17 protein-coding genes are annotated in these 20,242 nt (G+C 73.7%); 12 read left to right on the top strand and 5 right to left on the bottom strand.

Annotated features, from left to right (window positions below; translation table 11 throughout):
* Positions 1–122: 122 nt before the first annotated feature.
* The 3 genes from MKK53_RS10205 (at position 123) to MKK53_RS10195 (ending at position 6,824) form a co-directional block, all read left to right on the top strand.
* Complete coding sequence (locus tag MKK53_RS10205) at positions 123–2,063, top strand: autotransporter assembly complex protein TamA (protein ID WP_243928605.1); 1,941 nt, start codon at positions 123–125, stop codon at positions 2,061–2,063.
* A complete protein-coding gene (locus MKK53_RS10200) occupies positions 2,063–6,415 on the top strand; it encodes a translocation/assembly module TamB domain-containing protein (RefSeq protein WP_243928584.1) in 4,353 nt (1,450 codons plus the stop codon). Before MKK53_RS10205 ends, MKK53_RS10200 begins: the two co-directional genes overlap by 1 nt.
* A gap of 91 nt (positions 6,416–6,506) precedes the next feature.
* Positions 6,507–6,824, top strand: a complete 318-nt coding sequence (locus MKK53_RS10195; RefSeq protein ID WP_243928583.1) for an HPr family phosphocarrier protein — start codon at positions 6,507–6,509, stop codon at positions 6,822–6,824.
* Positions 6,825–6,831: 7 nt separating this feature from the next.
* On the opposite strand, the gene nth is transcribed toward MKK53_RS10195, so the two are convergent.
* The 4 genes from nth to MKK53_RS10175 form a co-directional block, all read right to left on the bottom strand.
* Positions 6,832–7,536, bottom strand: coding sequence for an endonuclease III domain-containing protein (nth, locus tag MKK53_RS10190; RefSeq protein ID WP_243928582.1), 705 nt, complete (start codon positions 7,534–7,536; stop codon positions 6,832–6,834).
* A 46-nt stretch (positions 7,537–7,582) separates the two neighbouring features.
* Entirely contained in the window at positions 7,583–7,861 is a 279-nt protein-coding gene (locus MKK53_RS10185; protein WP_243928581.1) for a hypothetical protein, read from the bottom strand.
* Positions 7,862–7,958: 97 nt separating this feature from the next.
* The gene (locus MKK53_RS10180) at positions 7,959–9,053 is read right to left on the bottom strand and encodes a CobW family GTP-binding protein (protein ID WP_243928580.1); all 1,095 of its coding nucleotides are present in this window, start codon (positions 9,051–9,053) and stop codon (positions 7,959–7,961) included.
* A gap of 52 nt (positions 9,054–9,105) precedes the next feature.
* Positions 9,106–10,587 carry a D-alanyl-D-alanine carboxypeptidase family protein gene (locus tag MKK53_RS10175; RefSeq protein WP_243928579.1) on the bottom strand — a complete coding sequence of 494 codons (1,482 nt, stop codon included), beginning with the start codon at positions 10,585–10,587 and terminating at the stop codon, positions 9,106–9,108.
* Between the two features lie 303 nt (positions 10,588–10,890).
* On the opposite strand from MKK53_RS10175, the gene queE reads away from it, so the two are divergent.
* The 5 genes from queE (at position 10,891) to rfbA (ending at position 15,222) form a co-directional block, all read left to right on the top strand.
* Positions 10,891–11,523 carry a 7-carboxy-7-deazaguanine synthase gene (gene queE, locus MKK53_RS10170; RefSeq protein ID WP_243928578.1) on the top strand — a complete coding sequence of 211 codons (633 nt, stop codon included), beginning with the start codon at positions 10,891–10,893 and terminating at the stop codon, positions 11,521–11,523.
* A 154-nt stretch (positions 11,524–11,677) separates the two neighbouring features.
* Complete coding sequence (rfbC, locus tag MKK53_RS10165; protein WP_243928577.1) at positions 11,678–12,229, top strand: dTDP-4-dehydrorhamnose 3,5-epimerase; 552 nt, start codon at positions 11,678–11,680, stop codon at positions 12,227–12,229.
* A 136-nt stretch (positions 12,230–12,365) separates the two neighbouring features.
* Complete coding sequence (rfbB, locus tag MKK53_RS10160) at positions 12,366–13,415, top strand: dTDP-glucose 4,6-dehydratase (protein WP_243928576.1); 1,050 nt, start codon at positions 12,366–12,368, stop codon at positions 13,413–13,415.
* Positions 13,415–14,326: a dTDP-4-dehydrorhamnose reductase gene (gene rfbD, locus MKK53_RS10155; protein ID WP_243928575.1), complete on the top strand. Its 912-nt coding sequence runs from the start codon at positions 13,415–13,417 to the stop codon at positions 14,324–14,326. Before rfbB ends, rfbD begins: the two co-directional genes overlap by 1 nt.
* On the top strand, positions 14,323–15,222 hold the full coding sequence (gene rfbA / locus MKK53_RS10150; protein WP_243928574.1) for a glucose-1-phosphate thymidylyltransferase RfbA: 900 nt from the start codon (positions 14,323–14,325) through the stop codon (positions 15,220–15,222). Before rfbD ends, rfbA begins: the two co-directional genes overlap by 4 nt.
* A gap of 13 nt (positions 15,223–15,235) precedes the next feature.
* Here rfbA and MKK53_RS10145 read toward each other — a convergent pair whose 3' ends face one another.
* Complete coding sequence (locus MKK53_RS10145; RefSeq protein WP_243928573.1) at positions 15,236–15,511, bottom strand: hypothetical protein; 276 nt, start codon at positions 15,509–15,511, stop codon at positions 15,236–15,238.
* A 252-nt stretch (positions 15,512–15,763) separates the two neighbouring features.
* Here MKK53_RS10145 and MKK53_RS10140 point away from each other — a divergent pair, with 252 nt between their 5' ends.
* Genes MKK53_RS10140 through MKK53_RS10125 form a run of 4 tightly spaced genes read left to right on the top strand, consistent with a single transcriptional unit; the run spans position 15,764 to position 20,238 of the window.
* Positions 15,764–16,858 carry an OpgC family protein gene (locus MKK53_RS10140; RefSeq protein WP_243928572.1) on the top strand — a complete coding sequence of 365 codons (1,095 nt, stop codon included), beginning with the start codon at positions 15,764–15,766 and terminating at the stop codon, positions 16,856–16,858.
* The gene (locus MKK53_RS10135; protein ID WP_409564302.1) at positions 16,855–17,709 is read left to right on the top strand and encodes an SGNH/GDSL hydrolase family protein; all 855 of its coding nucleotides are present in this window, start codon (positions 16,855–16,857) and stop codon (positions 17,707–17,709) included. Before MKK53_RS10140 ends, MKK53_RS10135 begins: the two co-directional genes overlap by 4 nt.
* Before the next feature lie 55 nt (positions 17,710–17,764).
* A complete protein-coding gene (locus MKK53_RS10130) occupies positions 17,765–19,102 on the top strand; it encodes a lipopolysaccharide biosynthesis protein (RefSeq protein ID WP_243928571.1) in 1,338 nt (445 codons plus the stop codon).
* Positions 19,102–20,238, top strand: coding sequence for a GNAT family N-acetyltransferase (locus MKK53_RS10125; RefSeq protein WP_243928570.1), 1,137 nt, complete (start codon positions 19,102–19,104; stop codon positions 20,236–20,238). The genes MKK53_RS10130 and MKK53_RS10125 overlap by 1 nt, the downstream gene beginning before the upstream one ends.
* Positions 20,239–20,242 lie beyond the last annotated feature (4 nt).

Raw genomic sequence — 20,242 nt, 5'->3', positions numbered from 1 at the left:
GGGGCGTCGAGCATGAACCAGGACGGACACGGCCCATTCGGCGGCGATCTGGCCTGACGGCTGCCATCCGCTTGCTGTTCTCTCGACGTTCGCTCGCTCCGCCGAAGGGGGCCGCCCGCTTCCTGCTGGTCGCCTGGGCGGCCGGCGCCGCCGGCTTGGCCCTGCCCGAGCCGGCCCGCGCCTTCGATCTGTTCGGGCTGTTCGGGTCCGAGCCCGAGCCGCCGGCCCCGAGCCCGACGGCATTGCCCTATGCCGCCAAGATCACCGGCACCGACGATTCCGACATCCTGACCGCCGTGCAGGATGCCTCGGCCCTGTACCGCCTGCGCCAGGAGGCGCCGCCGGACGGGGAGGGGCTGGTCCGCCGGGCCGAACTGGACCTCGGCAAGCTGACGGACGTGCTCTCCGGCTACGGCTACTACCAGGGCCGGGCCGAGATCCGCATCGACGGCGTGCCCGTGGCGCCGGGGCGGACGGAGGCGGCGGTGCGCGCCGCGGAGGCGTGGCGCAACCGCGGCCTCGTCCCCGTGAAGCTCGCCGTGGACCTCGGCCCCCTCTACCATCTCCGCCGGATTGCGGTGCGGGACCCGGCCGGGCGCCCCTTCCCGGAGGAGGTCCTGCCCCCGCGCCTCACCCGCGTCGGGGACGACGTGCCGGCGCGGTCCGCCGCGGTGCTCGCCCGGGAGGCGGCCATCGTCGATCGCTTCCGCGCCCAGGGGCATCCCTTCGCCAAGGTGGTGAACCGCGACCCGGTGGTGGACGACACCGCCCACGTCATGGACGTGACCTTCACCCTCGATCCGGGGCCGAAGGCCGGGATCGGGGCGGTGAGCGTCAGCGGCGCGCCGGGCATGGACCCGGCCACGATCCGCTCGTTCATCTACGCGGAACCGGGCGACCCCTACTCGCCCCAGGAGGTGGCGGCGATCCGCCGGTCGGTGGCGCGCCTGGAGGGGCTCGGCTCGGTGCGGGTGCGCGAGGGAACGGAACTCGACGCGGACGGCAACCTGCCGCTCTTCGTGGAGCTGACCGAGCGCGAGAAGAACCTGATCGGCGTCTCGGCGCGCTACTCCACCGTCGATGGGCCGGGGGTCCGGGCCTACTACGCCAACCGCAACCTGTTCGGCGGCGGCGAGACCTTCCGCCTGGATGCCGACATCTACTATCTCGGCCTCGGCTACGACCCGTTCGCGCAGCAGCGCAAGCAGGCGGGCATCGGCACCAACGGCCTCGGGGGGCGCCTCTCGGCGACCTACGTGCAGCCCGCCCTCTGGGGCACCCGCAACGACTTCCTGGCGAACGCCTTCGTCACCCGCGAGGTGCAGCAGAGCTATCTCGTGGACGGCGGCGGCATCTCCGGCGCGATCCGCCACCGCTTCTCTGACACGTTCTCGGCGCAGATCGGCCTCGACGCGCAGGCGGGCCGCTCGCAGGACGCCCTCGGCACGGTGAACTACCGGCTGATCGGCGTGCCCGCCTCCGTCACCTACGATTCCACCGACAGCCTGCTGGACCCGACCAAGGGCTTCCGGGCCATCGCCTCGCTCGCCGCCTATCCCGGCGCCATCTCGGACCCCGGCATCCTCGTCGCCAAGGCCCAAGGCTCGACCTACTACTCCCTCGACGACGAATCCCGGTACATCCTGGCGGGGCGGATCGGCTTCGGCTCCGTCTCGGGGGCGAAGCTCGGCGAGATCCCGGACAACTTCCGCTTCTTCGCGGGCGGCGGCGGCTCGGTGCGGGGCTACCCCTACCGGACGCTCGGGCCCATCGGCCCGTTCAACCTGCCCATCGGCGGGCGCAGCCTGCTCGAAGCCTCCCTGGAGGCGCGGATCAAGATCACGGACACGATCGGCGTGGTGCCGTTCTTCGACGCGGGCACCGCCTTCGCCTCGTCCCTGCCGGATTTCGACGAGACTATCCGCAAATCGGTGGGCATCGGCCTGCGCTACTACACCGGCATCGGCCCGATCCGCGCCGACCTCGCCTTCCCCCTCGACGCCTACAAGGGCGGCCACGTCCGCCCCGCCGTCCTGTATCTCAGCCTCGGTCAGGCGTTCTGATGGGTGTGTTCACGCAGCGCAGCGCCACTCCCTCCCCCCTCTGCGGGGGGAGGGGCATCGTCGCCCTCCTCGCCGTTCTCCTCTGCCTCCTCATCCTCGCGCCGCTTAGCCCCCGCGCCGAGGACGCCGACAAGTCCGTCCTCGGGGGGCTGCTCTCGAAGGCCCTCTCCACCCCCGCCTCCCGCGTCTCCATCGGCGCGGTGGACGGGGCCCTGTCCTCGGACGCGGTGATCCGCGACGTGGCGGTAAGCGACCGGGCCGGCGTCTGGCTGAAGCTCGACAAGGCCCGGATCGTCTGGCGCCGGCTGGCGCTGCTGTCGGGCCGGCTCGAGGTCGACACCCTGGAGATCGGCCGGCTGGAAGTCCTGCGCCGGCCGCTTCCCGGCCCGACGCCGGAGGAGGCCAAGCCCGACGGGAAGCTGCTCCCCGACCTTCCCGTGAAGGTCGAGATCAAGGGCTTCACCCTGGCGGAGCTGGTGCTCGGCGAGACCGTCGCCGGCCAGCCCGCGCGGCTCTCGGCGAAGGGGCGGGCGAAGCTCGGGGCGGCGAGCGAGGGGCTCGACCTGCGGGCGGAGGCCAAGCGCCTCGACGCGGCGGGCTTCTTCACCCTCGCCCTCGCCTACATCCCCACCGGCGACCGCCTCGACATCAAGGCCAACCTGATGGAGGAGGCGGGGGGCCTGCTCTCCAAGGCCGCCTCCATCCCCGGCGCACCGCCCATCGCCTTCGACCTCGACGGCACCGGCACCCTGGACGCCTGGAACGCCAAGCTCGACTTCACCGCCGGCCCGGAGATCGGCGCCAAGGGCGGCGCCCGCATCAGCCGCGTCGGCGCCGAGCGGCGGCTCGCCCTCGACCTCGCCGCGCGGATCGAGGGGCTGGTGCCCGGCCCGGCCGCCTCCGTCTTCGCCGGCACCACCAAGCTCGAAGGAGCGCTGGGCTTCGCCGACAGCGGCGCCTTCCGCATCGACCGGCTGGAGCTGGCCTCCCGCACCGCGCGGCTGGCGGCGTCGGGCGGCGTCACCGCCGACCGGGTCGCCGACCTGACCCTCCAGGCCCGCGCCCTGCCCACCGAGGGCGAGGTGACGAAGGCCGGCGAAGCGGAGATCGCCAAGCTCGTCTTCGACGGCAGCCTGAAGGGGCCGCTCACCACCCCCACCGTGCGGGGCAAGCTCGACGCCGCCGGCCTGCGCAGCCGCGACTCCGCCCTGGACAAGGTGGCCGCGACCCTCTCCGTCGAGCCGGAGGGCGACGCCAAGGCCGGGCGCTTCGCCATCGCGGCGGATGGCGACGCCGAGGGCCTGCGCCTCGCCGACCCGGCCCTGCGCCGGGCCATCGGCTCCTCCGCCAAGCTGACGCTGCGCGCCACCTCCGGCCCGGACGGGGTGATCGACGTCACGCGCCTCACCGCCGTGTCGGATACCGCCCGGGCCTCCTATGCGGGGCGGATCGGCCAGAACACCCTCGCGGGCACCCTGGACGCCGCCCTGCCGGATCTGGCCTCGTTCTCCGGCCTCGCCGGGCGCGGCTTGGCCGGCAGCCTGGAGGCGAAGGCCCGCCTGTCGGGCGATCCGGCCCGCAAGGCGCTCGCCGCCGATCTCACCGTCACGGCGGCGGGGCTGAGCACGGGCAGCGGCCCGGCCGACCGCCTGCTCGGCCGGGCCCCGAGCCTGACCGGCCGGGTCTCGCGCAGCTATGACGGCTACGGGTTCGACCACCTGCGCCTCGACGGCGCCGGCCTCGTCGCGAGCCTCCAGGGCGAGGCGACGGCGAGCGCCGCCAATGTCGGCGCCCATGTGGATATCCGCAGCCTCGCCGACCTCGATTCCCGCTTCACCGGCAAGGCCGCCCTCGACGGGCGGCTGACCGGCTCCCTGGAGAAACCGGACGTCGCCCTGGCGCTCACCGCGCCCTCGGCCACCGCGGACGGGAAGCCGATCCGCAACCTCGCCGTCGAGGCGGCGCTCACCGACGCCACCGGCGCGGCGGACGGCACGCTGAAGCTGTCCGGCGACATCGGCGGCAAGCCCCTGTCCGGCGGGGCCCACCTCGCCCGCACCATGCCGCCGGCCGGCGCCGACTGGGTGCTCGATCGCCTCGCCCTGAACCTCGGCTCGGTGGCCGTGGCCGGCGATGCGGCGCTGGCCGAGGACACCCGCCTCGCCGCGGGCAACCTGACCGTGCGGGCGGGCGACCTCGCCGACCTGTCGCCCCTGAGCCCCGAGACCCTGTCGGGCCGCCTCGACGCCACCGTGACCCTCGCCCGGGACGGAGGCCGCCAGGACGTGGCGGTCCGCGCCACCGGCGCCAACCTGCGCTACGGCGACACCGCCCTGAGCCGCCTGGATGCCGACCTGCGCGGCGGCGACATCCGCGCCCGGCCGGTGCTCGACGGGCACCTCGATGCGGACCGGGTCGTGGCCGCGGGGCAGGTCATCGACAGCCTGCGGCTGGCGGCCACCGGCACCCCTGCCGCCAGCGACGTCACCCTCACCGCCCGCGCCCGGGGCTTCGCCCTCGACGGGGCCGCCCGGGTGATCCCCGCCGCCGCGACGCGGATCGAGATCGCCCGGCTCTCCGCCGCGCGGGGGGCCGACCGCTTCGCCCTGACCGGCCCGGCCGCCATCACCCTCGCCGAGGGCGGGGCGGTGATCGACGGGCTCTCCATCGCCGCCGGGTCCGGACAGGTGACGGTATCCGGCAAGGCCGGCAGGGACCTCGACCTCCGGGTCGCCATCCGCGCCCTGCCCCTGTCGCTGGCCCGGATCGCCTCGCCCGACCTCGCCCTCTCCGGGACGCTCGACGGCGAGGCCGACCTGCACGGCAGCGCGAGCCGGCCGGAGGGGCGGTACGCCCTCAAGGTCGCCCGCCTCGTCGCCCCGCAGACCCGCAGCGCCGGGCTGCCGCCCATCGAGGCGGAGGCGAAAGGCGTCCTCTCGGACGGTCAGGCCAGCCTCGAGGGCCGGGTCAGCGCCGGGCGCGGGATCGCGCTCACCCTCTCGGGCTCCCTGCCCGTCGAGCCGGGCGGGCGCCTCGCCCTGCGCGGCAAGGGCACCCTGGACGCGGCGCTCGCCAACTCGGTGCTGAGCGCCACCGGCCAGAGCGTCGCGGGCCGGGTGGCCATCGACGGCGGCGTGACGGGAACCCTCGCCGCGCCCCGGGCGGAGGGCAGCGCCACGCTCTCGGGCGGGAGCTTCACCGATCCCCTGAACGGCATCCGCCTCACCGGCATCGAGGGTCGGGTGGCCGGCCGGGGCGACACCCTGGTGGTGGAACGCCTCACCGCCGCGACCCGCAACGGCGGGCGCCTCGCGGTCGCGGGCCGGGTCGCCCTCGATCCGGCGGGGGGCTTCCCCGGCAACTTCCGCATCACCGCCGAGCGGGCCGAACTGGTCTCCAGCGCGCTGATGACGGCGGTGGCCGGGCTCGACCTGTCGCTCTCCGGGCCGCTGGCCCGCACGCCGCGAATCGCGGGGCGGGTCGATGTCGCCTCCATCGACGTCGCCGTGCCCGACCGCCTGCCGGCCACCGCCCGGCCGCTCCCCGGCGTCCGCCACGTCAACACGCCGCCGGAGCTGCGCGCCCGCCTCGCACAGCGGAAGGACGGCGCCGCCAAGGTGAAGGGCCAGAAGGCGGCCCCGCCCTTCGACGCGACCCTCGACGTCACCGTCGATGCGCCGAGCCGCATCTTCGTGCGCGGCCGGGGCATCGACGCGGAACTCGGCGGGTCGCTGCGGGTCACCGGCTCGTCGCGGGACCCGCGGGCCAACGGCGAGTTCTCCATGCGCCGGGGCCGGTTCGACCTCGTGGGCCAGCGCCTCGACTTCGACCGGGGGCGGATCACCTTCGCGGGCAACCTGACGACTCCCGACCTCGACTTCTCGGCCCAGACCAAGGCCGGCGACGTTACCGCACGGGTGGTGGTGAGCGGCCCCGCCGACGCGCCGCAATTCGCCCTCACCTCGGACCCGGTCCTGCCCCAGGACGAGATCCTGTCGCGCCTGCTGTTCAAGAAGGCGGCGGGCGGCCTCTCGGCCTTCCAGGCGCTGCAGCTCGCCCAGGCCGTGGCGCAGCTCTCGGGCGGGTCCGCCGGGCCGGACGTGTTCGAGCAGGCGCGCAAGGGGCTCGGCCTCGACAGCCTCGACGTCTCGACCGGGGCGAGCGGCGGCCCGGCGCTCGGCGCCTCCCGCTACATCTCGGACCGGGTCAGCATCGGCGTGAAGGCCGGCGCCAAGCCCGCCGACACCGCCGTGGGGGTGGATGTGGACGTCACCCGCCGGATCAAGCTCAAGGGCGAGGCGGGCAGCGACGGGCGGACCAGCCTCGGGGTCGGGGCCGAATACGAATGGTAGGTCTTCCCCCGCCGATCTCGGTCCCGTGGGATCGACTTGGCCCGCTCCTGGTCTAGTCTCCGTCAGGCACATTGCCGACCAAGCGAGTCCGATGGACGACCTCTACGAGAACGACGACAATCCCCCCGTCCCGGAGGACGGCTTCCTGAGGAAGCTGCCCATCGTCAACCGGCGGGGCCTCCATGCCCGGGCTTCGGCGAAGTTCGTGCAGACGGTGGAGCGGTTCGACTCCACCGTCACGGTCACCCGCGCGGGCGAGACGGTGGGCGGGCGCTCGATCATGGGTCTCCTGACCCTGGGGGCCGCCATGGGCACCCGCATCGCCGTCACCGCCGTGGGCGAGGACGCGCAGGACTGTCTCGACGCCATCGAGGCGCTGCTGGCCAACAGGTTCGGCGAGGACGAGTAGGCGCGGCTCAGCCGGTCTTCTCCGGCCACGCGCACAGGTCCGACACCGGGCAGCGCGGGCAGGCGGGCCTGCGCGCCGTGCAGGTGTCGCGCCCGTGGCGGAACAGCCAGACATGTGCGCCGTCCTTGTAGGCGTCGGGCACCAGGGCGGCGAGGCCGTCGGCCACCGCATCGACGGTGCGCCCCGGCGCGAGGGGAATGCGGTTCGAGACCCGAAAGACGTGGGTGTCGACGGCGATCACCTTCTCCCCGAAGGCGAAGTTCGCGGTCACCTCGGCGGATTTCCGGCCGATGCCCGGCAGGCCCCGGAGGGCCGCGGCCGTGCGCGGCACCTCGCCCCCAAACGAGCTCTCCAGGACCGCGCACAGCTTCACGATCGCCCGCGTCTTGGACGGGCCGAGGCCGACCGGGCGGACGATGTCGAGGATCCTGCCCTCGCCGAGCGCCAGGAGGGCCGCGGGCGTCGCGGCCTGGGCGAACAGCGCCTCCGACACCCGGGCGACGGTGGGCCCGGTGGATTGCGCCGAGAGCAGCACGCTCACCAGCAGGCGGAAGGGATCGGCGACGCCGAGGCCGGCCTTGGGGTCCGGATCGGCGGCGGCGAGCCGGGCCATCACCGCCGCGACCCGCCCGGCCTCCGCCGCATCCGGTGGCTCCCGCCGCCGCGCGGCGGAGCGGGTGCGCGCAAGCCCGTGAATCGTGTCGTCGCCCATCGGCGCGAAATAGGGCGGCGCGGGAGCTTTGCCGCAATCCGGCGTGTCAGGCCGCGTCCTGCGACCAGCCTTCGGGTCGCACGCCGAGGAAGGCACCGGTGGGGATCGGCCGGCGGACGGGGCCGGCGGCGACGGGCTGGGGATGGCCGCGGAGCGCGGGGGCGACCCCCGGCCGGGGCAGGGCGGCGAGGCGCCGCCGGAGGGCCGCGCCGACCGCTTCCAGCCTCGCCCGCCCGGGCAGCGCGTTCAGGGTGCGACCGCCCGGACGGTCCTGCCCGGAGGCCTGCGAGAGGCCGCCCTGGATCACGGTGAAGCGTCGCGCCATCGACTGTCCCGTCCTCGTCCGCCGCGTCCCGTTCCGGGACAACCTCGCGCCTGCCCGGCGCCCTCGGAGCGACTCTCTTCAAGGACGGTGCCGGCCCTCATCCGCCGGGGATGGCCAGCGGATTGTCGGTGAGCGCCGCCGCGTCGGGGGCGTCGAGGCGGGGGCGGCCGAGGAAGGCGTCCCACAGGCGGTGGACGAAGGCCGGATCGAGCCCGCTGAGGATCAGCACGAGGCGGGAGGTCCGGTCGGGGTCGGGCCATGCGGGCAGCGCCATCGGCGCGTGCACCACGTGCTGCACCCCGTGGACGACGAGGGGCCGGTCGGGATCGTCCGCCAGCGCGACGATTCCCTTGAGCCGCAGGATCTTCGGCCCGTGCCCCGAGCGCAGGAGGTCGAGGAACATCTCGAAGGCCGGGCGCGGCACGGGGGCCTCGCTGGTGAGGCAGACCGCCCGGATCGAGGCATCGTGCCGGTTCACGTCGAGGTCGCCTTCGGGCCCCGCCGCGAGCGCATCGGCGCCGAGCCAGGCCTGCACGTCCGCGCCCTTGCCCTCCAGGCCGAACAGGCCGCCGAGGAGGTCGGAGGCCGGGGTGTCCGCCGGGAGGACCGGGGCGGCCGGGTTGAGGGCGGCGAGCCGGGCGCGCAGGGCCGCCCCGTCGGCGGCGAGGTCGGCCTTGGTCAGGACGAGACGGTCGGCCACGGCCACCTGCCGTACGGCCTCGGGATGCGCGTCGAGGGTGGCCGCCCCGTGGACGGCATCGACCACGGTCACCACCGCCTGGAGGCGGTACCGCTGGACCAGATAGGGGTGGTAGATCAGGGCGTGCAGGATCGGCGCCGGGTCCGCCAGCCCGGTGGTCTCGATGACCACCCGCCGGAACGGGCCGATGCGCCCGTTGTCGCGCTCGCGCAGCAGGTCTTCCAGGGTGGAGATCAGGTCGCCGCGCACGGTGCAGCACAGGCAGCCCGCCCCGAGCAGCACCATGTCCTCGTCCACCGTCTCGATGAGCAGGTGATCGACGCCGATCTCGCCGAACTCGTTGACGATCACCACCGTGTCGGCGAGCGCGGGGTCCTTGAGCCAGCGGTTCAGGAGGGTGGTCTTGCCCGCCCCGAGGAAACCCGTGAGCACCGTGAGCGGGATCGGCTCAGGCCGGCGTGGATCGGGTGTCGGCGGGGGGGGAAGGGACATGGTGCCCGCATTGTCGTCACTGCGCGCCCCGCGCGCAATGACGGACGCGCCTCTACTCGTCGGCCTTGGCGGCCGACTTCCTGGCCGGCTTGGCGGCCGGCTTGGCCTCGGCCTTGGCGGGCACCTTGTGGACGGCCGGCTTGGCCGGCGCCTTGGCGGTCGCCTTGGCCTTGGTGAGCCCCTTGCCGGGCTTGGCCTCCGGCATGCCCGGCGTGTCGGACGCGGTGTAGGCGCTCGCCGCATGGGGGAGGGTCGTGCCCGACGCCGCCTTGGTGGCGGATTTCGCGGCACGGGCCTGGGCCGCGGCCTCCTTGACCGCCTGACGCTTGGCCAGGGCCGCCTCGCGCCGGGCCTTGGCCGCCTCCATCCGCGCGGTGCGGACATTCGCGGCGGCGGCCTGGGCCTCGGCCGCCTGCTCGGCCAGGATGCGCTGGCCCTCGCCCGGATCGCGCCCGATCCACACGGCGACCGGCTGCAGCGGCGCCCGCGGCGGCAGGGTGCGGGCCCGCATCGCCGGGCTGGAGAAGGCGGCGATGGCGAGCGACGGCGAGTTCGCCGCCATGCCGCCGAGGAGCTGGGCGGCGCTGGAGCCGGAGGCCGTCACCGCACCGGGGCCCTCTTCGATGGCGGGGACCTTCTTCCCGCCGCAGACGTAGGGACGCATGTCGGGCGGGGCGCCGAGCGAGGATGTCTGCAGGGCATCGAGGCCCGGCCCGTTGGCGCCGTCCTGCGCGAAGGCGTAGTCGAACAGGTCGGCGGTCTTCACGTCGCGCTCGCGGGGGCTCGGCTGGCCCATGACGATGGCGACGATGCGCCGGCCGTTGCGGGTGGCGGTGGCCACCACGTTGAAGCCGCCCGAGCAGATGAAGCCGGTCTTCATGCCGTCCGTGCCGGGGTAGCGCCCGAGCAGGCCGTTGTGGTTCGGGATCACCGCCCCGCCGAACTGGATCGCCGAGATGGAGAACAGGTCGCGGTCGTCGGGGAAATCGCGGATCAGGGCGCGGGCGAGGACGGCCATGTCGCGGGCCGAGGTCCATTGCCGCGGGTCGGGCAGGCCGTTGGGGTTGGTCCAGCGGCTGTCCTGCATGCCGATCCGGTGGGCCGTGTCGTTCATCATCGAGGCGAAGTTGTCGACCGTCCCGCCGAGGCTCTCGCCGATGGCGAAGGCCACGTCGTTGGCCGACTTCACCATGATGATCTTGAGGGCGTTGCCGAGGGTGAGCTGCGTGCCCGGCTTGAAGCCCATCTTGGAAGGGGGCTCGGCCGCCGCCGTGGGGGAGATGGTGATCAGCGTGTCCATTGAGGCCCGTCCCTGCCGGACGAGGTCGAGGGCCACGTAGGTCGTCATCAGCTTGGTGATGGAGGCCGGGTACCACGGGTCGGTCGGCGCCTGGGAGTAGATCACCCGGCCGGACTCGACGTCCGCCACGAGGATCGGCACCGTGACGGCTCCGGCCGCCCCGCCGAACACGCCGAGCAGCGCGGCGACGCCGGCGGCGCGGGCCAGGAGACGTCCCATTACGTGATCGAGCATCGGACCTGTCTCGTCGTGGAGCGGCGGGCGCCGTTCACACCGGGGGAAAGCGCGCAGCGAGCATGCCTTCAACGCAGGCTCCATGGCGATACGATGGCGGCCAAGCCGCCTGTGTGAACCGGGGGAAGTGGGTGCGGACGACCCGGCATGCGGGGCGGGGAGGGTGGTCGCATCCGCAGGCCGCGGGGTTGCGTGCGCCGGCCCCCGTGGCGCAACAGGGATCTGGCGCCGGATCGGCGCCTGTCAAACCGGATCCTGCCCAGGGCGGCGGACCGGGCGGGAGCGAGAGGGTTCGGGACGCGGGTGTCTTACGCGGTCAAGGAAATCTTCCACACCCTCCAGGGGGAGGGCGCACAGGCCGGGCGCGCGGCCGTGTTCTGCCGCTTCGCCGGGTGCAATCTCTGGTCGGGGCGCGAGGAGGACCGCGCCGCCGCGGCCTGCCGCTTCTGCGACACCGACTTCGTCGGCATGGACGGGGAGGGCGGGGGCCGCTTCCCCGACGCGGAGGCCCTCGCCGGGGCGATCGCCGCGACCTGGGAAGGCGGCCCGCACGCCCGCTACGTCGTCTTCACGGGGGGCGAGCCCCTGCTTCAGCTCGACGCAGCGCTGATCGCGGCCGTCCACCGGAGCGGCTTCGAGATCGCCATCGAGACCAACGGGACGCTGCCCGCACCGGCGGGCATCGACTGGATCTGCGTCAGCCCGAAGGGCCGCAACGCCCTGGCGCAGACGACCGGGGACGAGCTGAAGCTCGTCTTCCCGCAGGACGAGGCCCGGCCCGAGGCTTTCGCCGACCTGCCGTTCCGGCACCGCTTCCTCCAGCCCATGGACGGGCCGGAGGCGGCGGCCCACACGCAGGCCGCCATCGCCTATTGCCGGGGCGACGCCCGCTGGCGCCTGTCGCTGCAGACCCACAAGATGATCGGCATCCCCTGAGGGCGTTCGGCGAGCGCGGCCCCTCCGCGGCCCCTTCGCGCCCGCCGCCGGGCGACCCCAGGGTTGACATGTGCGGCGCAGCGACGGCATCGCCCCACCGGGCCGGTGCCTGCTCGCAACCCGGCCGGCAGGACAGGTTGCGCCGAGGTATCCCGTGGACGTGATCGAAACGCGAATTCCGGCGGTGAAGCGCATCGTTCCGAAGCGGTTCGGCGATGCCCGCGGCTGGTTCTCCGAGACCTTCCGGACGGACGCCCTGGAGCGCGCCGGCATCACGGCGCCCTTCGTACAGGACAACCAGTCCTTCTCGGCGCCGCAGGGCACCGTGCGCGGCCTGCATTTCCAGATCTTGCCACAGCCCCAGGCCAAGCTGATCCGCGTCCTCTCGGGGGCGATCCTCGACGTGGCCGTCGACATCCGCCCCGATTCGCCGACCTACCGGCAGCACGTGGCCGTGCGCCTGGATGCGGAGGGGGGCGAGCAGCTGTTCATCCCCCACGGCTTCGCCCACGGCTTCTGCACCCTGACCCCCGACGTGATGGTCGCCTATAAGGTCGATTCCTACTACAGCCCCGCCCATGACCGCGGGATCCTCTGGAACGATCCCGATTTCGGCATCGCCTGGCCGGTGGGCGAGGACGAGGCCGTGCTGTCGGACAAGGACCGGAAGGCCCCCCGCCTGCGCGATGCGGGCACGCTGTTCTGAAATCCGCATCCGCGGTCGGGCGTGGGGCCATCGCGCGAAACACCGAGGTATCCGAGTGGCATGGCGCCAGGATGCCGCCGTTTTGCCATGCAATGCGGATTGGGTCCGGCCCGGATTTGATCCGAGAGGGGTAGATATGCGGATCCTCGTCACCGGCGGTTGCGGCTTCATCGGGTCGGCCCTCGTCCTGCACCTCGTGCAGGACCTCGGCCACGAGGTGGCGACCCTCGATGCCCTGACCTACGCCGCCAACCCGGTCTCCCTGAAGCCCCTGGAGGCGAGTGGGCGCCACCGGCTGATCGAGGCCGACATCTGCGACCGCGAGGCCGTCCGGGCCGCCTTCGCCGGGTTCAGGCCGCAGGCGGTGATGCATCTGGCCGCCGAGAGCCACGTCGACCGCTCGATCACCGATCCGGGCGCCTTCGTGCGCACCAACGTCATCGGCACCCAAACGATGCTCGATGCGGCGCGGGAGCTCTACGAGGGCCTGACCGGCGCGGACCGGGAGGGCTTCCGCTTCCTCCACGTCTCGACCGACGAGGTCTACGGCTCGCTGCCGCCGGGGGGCTTCTTCACCGAGGAGAGCCGCTACGATCCGCGCTCGCCCTACTCGGCGTCCAAGGCCGCCTCCGACCACCTCGCCCGCGCCTGGCACGAGACCTACGGCCTGCCGGTGCTGGTGACGAACTGCTCCAACAATTACGGGCCGCGTCACTTCCCCGAGAAGCTGATCCCGCTGATGATCCTCAACGCCCTGGAGGGCAAGAACCTGCCAGTCTACGGCGACGGCCTGAACGAGCGCGACTGGATCCACGTCGAGGACCACGCCGCCGGCCTCGTGGCCGTGCTGGAGCGGGGCCGGACCGGCGAGACCTACCTGCTCGGCGGCCGGGCGGTGCGCAACAACCTCGCCGTGGTCCACGGCCTGTGCGCCGCCTTCGACCGGCTGCGCCCGGAGGCCGGGCCGCACGAGCGCCTGATCACCTTCGTCGCCGACCGGCCGGGCCACGACCGGCGCTACGCCATCGACTGCACCAAGGCGGAGGACGAGCTCGGCTGGCACCCGCGCAAGACCTTCGAGGCGGCGCTGGAGGAGACGGTGGCGTGGTACCTCGCCAACGAGGCGTGGTGGCGGCCGATCCGCGAGGGCCGCTACACGGGCGACCGCTTGGGGCTGGCGCGCTGATGGACATCCTCGTCCTCGGCGGCGCCGGACAGGTCGGCACGGAGCTCCAGGCCCATCCCTGGCCCGAGGGCGTGCGCGTCCACGCGCCGACGCGGGACGCGCTCGACATCACCGATCCCGCCGCCGTCGCCGCCGCCTTGGCGGAGCGCGCCTACGCGGCCGTCATCAACACCGCCGCCTACACGGCGGTCGACAAGGCCGAGGCCGACGTGACCGCGGCTTGGCGCCTCAACGCCCTCGCCCCGGCCCTCCTCGCCGAGCAGACCCGGGCGCGGGGCATCCCCCTCGTCCACGTCTCGACCGATTACGTCTTCGCCGGCACCAAGCCGGAGGGCGCCTACGCCCCCGACGAGCCGGTGGACCCCCGCAGCGTCTACGGCGCCAGCAAGGCGGCGGGGGAGTTCGCGGTGCGCACCGGCAATCCGCGCCACGCGATCCTGCGCACCGCCTGGGTGGTGAGCCCGCACCGGGGCAACTTCGTGAAGACGATGCTGCGGCTGGCGGGCGAGCGCGACGCGCTCACCGTGGTCGATGACCAGCACGGCTGCCCGACCAGCGCCGCCGACCTCGCCGCGGCGCTGGCCACGGTGGCCCTGCGGATGGCCCGCGACCCGGACGCGCCCACGGGGACGTTCCACTGCGTCAACGCGGGCTCGACCACGTGGCGCGGCTTCGCCGAGGCGATCGTGGCGGGCGGCGCCCGCCGGGGCGGGCGCACGGTGCCGGTCACCGGCATCCCGACCTCCGCCTACCCGACGCCGGCCCGCCGGCCCGCCAACTCCCGGCTCTCGACGGACAGCCTCACGGCGGCCTACGGCGTGGTCCCGCGTCCGTGGCAGGCCGCCCTCGCCGACATTCTGGACAGGCTCGTCGGGCCGGTCCACACCGGAACCCACGGAGACCCCCGATGAAGGGCATCATCCTCGCCGGAGGCTCCGGCACGCGGCTGCACCCGGCGACGCTGTCGATCAACAAGCAGCTCCTGCCTGTCTACGACAAGCCGATGATCTACTACCCGGTCTCGGTGCTGATGCTGGCCGGCATCCGCGAGATCCTGATCATCTCGTCGCCGGAGCATCTGGACAACTACAAGCGCCTGTTCGGCACCGGCGAGCAGTTCGGCCTCACCTTCTCCTACGCGGTGCAGCCGCGGCCGGAGGGCCTTGCCCAGGCCTTCGTGATCGGCCGGGACTTCGTCGGCGCCGACGACGTGGCGCTGATCCTCGGCGACAACCTGTTCTTCGGCGCCGGCATGGCCGACCTTCTGAAGCGCGCCGTGGAGCGGCCGACCGGGGCGACGGTGTTCGCCTACCATGTCGAGAACCCGCAGGCCTACGGCGTCGTCAGCCTCGACGCGACGGGCAAGGCCACCAAGATCGTCGAGAAGCCGGAGAAGCCGGACTCCACCTGGGCGGTGACCGGCCTCTACTTCTACGACAACCAAGTGCTCGACATCGCCGCCGCCGTGAAGCCGTCGGCGCGGGGCGAGCTCGAGATCACCAGCGTCAACGAGGCCTACCTCGAGCGCGGGCAGCTCTTCGTGGAGAAGATGAGCCGCGGCTACGCATGGCTCGACACGGGCACGCACGACAGCCTTCTGGAGGCCTCGGAGTTCGTGCGCACCATCCAGCACCGGCAGGGGCTTCAGGTCGCGTGCCTGGAGGAGATCGCCTACCTCCAGGGTTTCATCGGCCGCGAGCAGCTGGTCGCCCGCGGCAAGCTGTTCTCCAAGACCGCCTACGGCCGGAACCTGCTCCGCCTCGCCGACGAGCCGAACGCCAGGGACGAGTTCCCCCTCGACCTCTGACCCGGCGGCGGGCTTATTTCGGCCCGCAGCCGATGCAGATGCCGCTGGTGATCTTGTCGTCGGTCTTCTGCTCCGGGGTGCGCCGCTCGCGGTCGTCCCCGGCAGTGGCGGCGCCGGCATCGCCCCCCGCGGGGGGCATGGTCCGGCCCGTGGGGGCGGTGTGGGGCGCGGTCACCGTGCTCGTCGGCCCACCGCCGGTCCCGGTCACCGCCTGGGCCGCGGCGGGCAGCGCGGCGCCACCCCAGAGCGCGAGGGACATCAGGGTGGCGGGCAGAACGGCGTGACGCATGGGAGAACTCCTTCGCGTCGGTAACGCGATCGTCGTCGCCCGGTTCGACGGCCCCCGCCCTTAATTCGGTCCCGCAGCCATCCGGCCCAGGGGCCTGGAAAGTCTGGCTTTCCTGGCAGGTCCGGCGCGTTCCGGCCCGGCGGCTCCCCGCGGGCGACCGCCGAACTCCGGGTATCCAGCGGCGTCCGGGCACCGTACTAGGGGCGCGACTCGGACCCTTCCGCCCGCCCGAACACCGGAGCCGCCGCCCCTATGCGGGAGCCCAATGCGATCGACTTCTGGCGCGGATTCGCCCTGATCACGATCTTCATCAACCACATCCCCGGCAACACGTTCGAGCGCTACACCTTCTCGCAATACGGCATCTCGGACGCGGCCGAGCTGTTCGTGTTCCTGGCGGGGTGGTCGATCGGCATCGCCACGCGCACCCGCGACGGGGCGCCGGAGGCCCGCTGGCGCAGCGTCGTGCGGATGCTGGCGCGCACGGTCGAGGTCTACCGGGCGCAGATCACCGTGATGCTGCTGGCGCTGGCGATCATCGCCGGGGCGGCGCTCATCCTCGACAACCCGCTCATCCTCGAATGGCACAATGCGGGCAACTTCTTCGCGGACCCGATCCAATCGGTCTGCGGCATGGCCCTGCTCACCTACCAGCTCGGCTTCTTCAACATCCTGCCGCTCTACGTGGTGCTGATCGGCGTCGCCCCGGTGATCGTCCTGATCGGCCGGGCGAGCCGGGTCGCGGCCCTCGGGCTCTCGTTCGCGCTCTACCTCACGAGCCTGGTCCTGGACTGGAACCTGCCCTCCTGGCCGGGTGAGGGGACGTGGTTCTTCGACCCGTTCTGCTGGCAGCTGCTCCTGACCCTCGGTTTCGTGCTCCAGGACTGGAGCCGGACCACGCCCGCCTTCGGGCGCTTGACGCGCCGGCTGATGCCCCTCGGAATCGGCATCGTCCTCGTCGGAATCACCCTGTCGGTCCTGGACCTCCGCCCCGATCCGCTGATGGTCCCGGAGCCGCGCCTCCTGTTCACCTTCGAGAAAAGCTACCTGACACCCGCCCGTCTCGTGCATTTCCTCGGGGTATTGTTGGCGTTTTCGCCGATCTACGCATTGATCGCACCGCGAATCGGCTGGATCGTCGGATTCCTGTCGGGCCTGGGCAGGAACTCCCTGGCCGTCTTCTCGATGGGGTCGCTGCTGAGCCTGATCGGACAGCTCGTTCGCTTCCAGACCGGAGGCGGCCTGCTGGTCGATACGGCGGTCGCGGGCATCGGCCTCGTCGCGTTGGGAATCACCGCATGGTTCGTCGAGTGGCGTTCCCGCAAAGCCCCGCGGCCCCGCCCATGAGGCCGGCGCTCCCCTGGCTGCGCCTCGGCGGCGCCCTCGTGGCCGGCATGCTGGCCGTCTCGTCCGCGGCGGCGCAGGAGGGCACGATGCCCGCGCCCTCGATGGAATGCCGCGTGCCCGGCTCCTCCCTCTACAGCACCGCCGGCCTCGCCGCGGCGAAGGCGGCGCTGGAGGAGCGGCACGTGCTCAAGATCCTGGCGGTGGGCGGCAGCTCGGCGCCGGGGGCCTCGGCCTCCTATCCGGTGAAGCTCGAAGCGGCCCTGGAACAGGCGATGCCGCATGTGGACGTGATCATCGACCACCGTGGCCTGCCGGGGGAGATCGCCTCGGGCGCGGCCGAGCGCCTGCGCAGCCTGGTGGCCGACGCGGAGCCGGACCTCGTGGTCTGGCAGGTGGGCACCCACGACGCCATCGCCCGGGTCGATCCGGCCGCGTTCACGGAGGCGCTGGACGAGTCCGTGGCGTGGCTGAAGTCCCACGGGATCGACGTGGTGCTGGTCGATCCGCTCTACACCGCGAGCGTCGCCGAGGATGCCGACTACAACCGGATCGTGGACGGCGTCCGGGACGTCGCCGCCCGGGAGGGCGTGGCGTTGGTGCGGCGGTTCGAGGCCCTGCGCTATCTCGCCGGCCGCACCGAGAAGGGCGAAGGCCACATCCTCGGGCGCCAGTTCCGCCTGAACGACCTCGGCCTGCGCTGCATGGCCGAGCACGTCGCCCTCACGATCTCCGCCTCGCTCGCCCGGACGCCGGCCCACGACGCCCCGGCCCCGAAGCCGGAGCCGGGTTCGGCCGCCCCGGCCCCCCGGGAGACACCCGCCTTAACCGAGCCGCAACGCGCCCCGGGCTAGACCCGGAGGACACGCCCGCAATCCTGCCGGGCCGGGGCGGGGCGGGGAGCGGACCTTGGCGGCGACGATCCGGCCCGCAGCGGCCTTCCACCGGCTGCACCTGCTGCGGGAGGGGGTCGGCCGGGGGGCGTCGGCCGTCTTCGTCATCCGCGTCGCCTCGGCCGGATTCGCCTACGCCGCCCAGGTGCTCGCCGCCCGGCTGATGGGCTGGGACGGCTACGGGATCTTCGCCACGGCCTGGGTCTGGACGGCCCTGGTGGGCCACAGCCTGACCCTCGGCCTCTCGCAGGGGGCCTGCCGCTTCCTGCCCGAGGATCAGGCCAGGGGCGATGCGGACCACGTCCGCGGCTTCCTCCGGGCGGGCGCCCTGGTCACCGGGGGCACCGCCCTGGCGGCGGGGGGCCTCGGCATGGCCCTCGTGCTCCTCGAACCCGGCCTGCTGCCCGCGCCCTACCGGATCCCGGTGCTGATCGCCGCGGCGATCCTGCCGGTCTTCGCCATGCAGGACTACCTGGAGGGCATCGCCCGCAGCCAGAACTGGCTCGGCCTTGCCATCGTGCCGCCCTACCTGCTGCGCCAGTCGGCGATGATGGCCTTCCTGGTCGGCGCCGTGCTGCTCGGGGCGCCCCCCGTCGCGGGGACGGCGATGGCCTGCATGTTCGCCGCCGCCCTGGTCTCCACCCTGCTCCAGGCCCGGCTGGTCGCCCGCCGCCTGCGCGCGGCATGGCCGGCCGGACACCGCCGCTACCGCTGGCGGCACTGGTTCGGCACCAGCCTGCCCATCGCCGGGATCGACCTCGCCACCGCCGCCTTCGGCTTCGTGGACGTGATCGTCCTCGGCGCCCTGGTGAACCCGGCCGAACTCGGCCTGTACTTCGCCGCCACCCGCATTCAGCAGATCGCGGCCTTCGTGCAATACGCCGTGAGCGCCGCCGCCCTGCAGCACTACAGCGCCGCCCAGGCGCGGGGCGACCGTCCGGGCCTCGTCGGCCTCGTCCGCCGCCAGGGGCGGCTCACCGCCGGGGCGACGGCCCTGGTCGGCCTCGGCCTCCTGGCGGCGAGCCCCCTGCTCCTCGCCCTGTTCGAGGCGCAGGCCTCCACCGGCCTCCCCCTGCTCGCCGTCCTCGTGGCGGGGGGCGTGGCCGCGAGCCTGTTCGGCCCCGGGGCCGACCTCCTCACCATGCTCGGCGGCGAGGGGATCTGCGCCGCCGTCACCGGCACCGCCGTGGCGGTGGCCGCGATCCTCTGCCTGATCCTCGTTCCGGTGCTCGGCCCCCTCGGCGCCGCCCTGGGGATGGCGCTCACCCAGGTGGGCCGCGCGGCCATCCTGTCGCTGGCGGCGGGGCGCCTGCACCGCCTCTCGACCCCCGTCTGGGCCGCCGGAGCCGCGTGATGCCCCGATCCGCCGCGGCCGCGCCTCGCGGGCTCGCCGTAACGGTCGAAGGCGCGCCGGAGGCGGCCGAGTGGGACGCGCTGCTCGGCGAGGCCCGGCCCGGCCACCCCCATTACGGGCGGCACGTCATCGACGCCCACCGTGCGGCCGGGCTGCTGCCGGAGGGGCTGCGCTTCGTCGCCGTCCGGCGGGGTGGCTTCCTCGCCGCGCTGCTGCCCTTCGTGCGCAACCGGGACCTGAGCGGCCTCGGCGGTCATGTGGCGCTGCCCTGGACCTCGCCCTTCGTCACCGCCACCGCCCCCCTCGTCGCCCTCGGGGGCGGGGAGGAGGTCCACGACGCCCTGGTGGCGGGATTGGCCCTCGGCTCGGGCAACCGGCCGTGGCGCTGGCCATCGCTGGCCGTCGAGGAGGGCACGGGCGCGGCGATGCGGGCGGCCATGGGGCGGGCGGGCTGGACCCTCGGCGCGGCCACGACCTTCGGGCGCCCGGTCCTCGACCGCCGGGCCAGCCACGACGCCTTCCTGGCCGGCCACCCGAACGGCCGGCGGCTCAAGGACCTGCGCCGCCGGGGGCGCCGGCTCGGGGAAATCGGCGCTGTCGCCCATGTCGCGGCGACGGAAGGACCGGACCTGCGGGACCTGATCGAGGCGTTCCTCGGCCTCGAACAAAGCGGCTGGAAAGGGCGCGCCGGCACGGCGATGGCCTGCCGGCCCGACCACGCCGCCCTGGCGCGGACCCTGTTCGCGCCCGGCCCCGGCCCGGTCCGGGGCCGGGCCGACGCCCTGACCCTCGGCGGCCGGCCGATCGCGATCAGCCTCGCCCTCGTGGCCGGCGGGACCGCGACGCTCCTGAAGACCGCCTACGACGAGGCGCTGCGGGCGCACGCGCCCGGCCTGCTCCTGGAAGCCGAGATCGTGCGCGCCTTCCATGCGGAGGCGTTCGCGCAGCGGCTCGACTCGGCCACCTCGGCCGGCTCGGCCCTGGAGAGCCTCTATCCCGACCGGCAGGCGGTCAGCGCGATGATCGCCCTGCCACCGGGGGCCGGGAAAGCCCTGTCGCTGGAGCGCCGCCTGCGCCTCGTGCGCTTCGAGGACAGGGCGAGGGAGGCGGCGCGCAGCGCCCTGCGGCGGGGGTAGGGCC

This window comes from Methylobacterium sp. J-076 (assembly GCF_022829405.1).
Taxonomy (GTDB): Bacteria; Pseudomonadota; Alphaproteobacteria; order Rhizobiales; family Beijerinckiaceae; genus Methylobacterium.
The sequence above is the reverse complement of the archived record's forward strand: the minus strand, read 5'-3'. Positions and strand labels throughout refer to the sequence as shown.